The organism is Acinetobacter lwoffii (assembly GCF_024129685.1).
Lineage (GTDB): Bacteria > Pseudomonadota > Gammaproteobacteria > Pseudomonadales > Moraxellaceae > Acinetobacter > Acinetobacter lwoffii_X.
The window spans coordinates 1-1,237 of the sequence record NZ_JAMXXL010000075.1 but is presented as its reverse complement, the minus strand read 5'-3'; the positions used below and the strand labels follow the sequence as shown (position 1 = coordinate 1,237).

1 protein-coding gene is annotated in these 1,237 nt (G+C 42.0%); it reads left to right on the top strand.

Annotated elements, in window-relative coordinates; translation table 11 throughout:
* Nucleotides 1-72: 72 nt before the first annotated feature.
* Nucleotides 73-1,220 (top strand): IS3 family transposase gene (locus tag NI464_RS15725; protein ID WP_253139529.1). Its coding sequence is split into 2 segments (ribosomal slippage): nt 73-310 and nt 310-1,220, totalling 1,149 coding nucleotides; the frame shifts between segments, so codons are not numbered across the junction.
* The last annotated feature ends 17 nt before the right edge of the window (nt 1,221-1,237 follow it).

The window sequence follows — 1,237 nt, the reverse complement described above, 5'->3', positions numbered from 1 at the left end:
TGATCCTAGCCAAGATACTGGACAATCGGTCCCTCTAAAGATAGTTTAATTTTAATCTTTGGAGATGTAAAAATGGCTAAACGCTTTAGTCCGGAATTTAAACAACAAGCGATTGATTACGCCTTAGCGAACTCAAGTGAATCGATAGCCGCACTAGCCAATAAACTTGGTATCGGTTACTCAACACTAGATAAATGGATTCGTCAATCTAGCGAAGCAGGCTCCAGTAAACGTCAATTAACACCTGAGCAGCAGCGCATTCTAGACCTTGAAAAAGAGAATAAGCGACTCCGTGAGGCGAATGAGATACTAAAAAAAGCGCATGTGTACTTTCTCACCGAGGATGCCAAGAGAAGTACACGTTAATCAAAGGAATAGCGCCTGAAATGGTTACTGTTGCTTCAGCTTGTGATTGCATTGGTGTGAGTCGATCGGGCTATTATGCGTGGTTGAAACGAACACCTAGATGCGAGAAGCAACTCAATGATTTACAGTTACTTTATTGGCAGCATCACGCACGTCTAGGTGCCCCATCATTGGTCCATGATATGCGTGATAAGGGCTATTGTTTGAGTGAAAGAACGGTAGGTAGAATGTTACGTACTCTGGGGTTGCGCAGTAAAATATCCCGTAAATTCAAGTATAAAATTGACCCAGCAGATCGCTTATCAGCAGCACCAAATTTATTGGACCGTCAGTTTAAAGTATCGAGACCAAATAAGGTATGGACTACCGATATCACCTATATTTGGACTCAGCATGGCTGGCTATATTTATGCGTCATGTTGGATCTATTTAGTCGCCGCATCGTTGGTTGGCAGACTAGCAAACATATTGATCGTCACTTAGTCTGTGATGCGTTTAATTATGCGATGGCGCGTCAAGGTTATCCTCGTGGAGTAATGGTTCATTCTGATCAAGGCAGCCAGTACGGCAGTCATGACTACAGAGACTTGTTAGCTGCCAATAGAGCCATTCAAAGTATGTCACGACGAGGCAACTGTTGGGATAATGCCGTCACTGAAAGCTTCTTTCACACATTAAAAGTACATATCGTGCATGGCAGTGTATTTAAAACGCGAAAAGAGGCAAATAAGGACTTGTTCGAATATATTGAGGTTTATTACAATCGAATCAGACGACATTCTGCAAATGGCTGGGTTAGTCCCGAAGCTTTTGAAAAAGAATATTTGAAAAATTTAGAGGGAACCGCTGTCTAATTATTTGGCTAGGATCA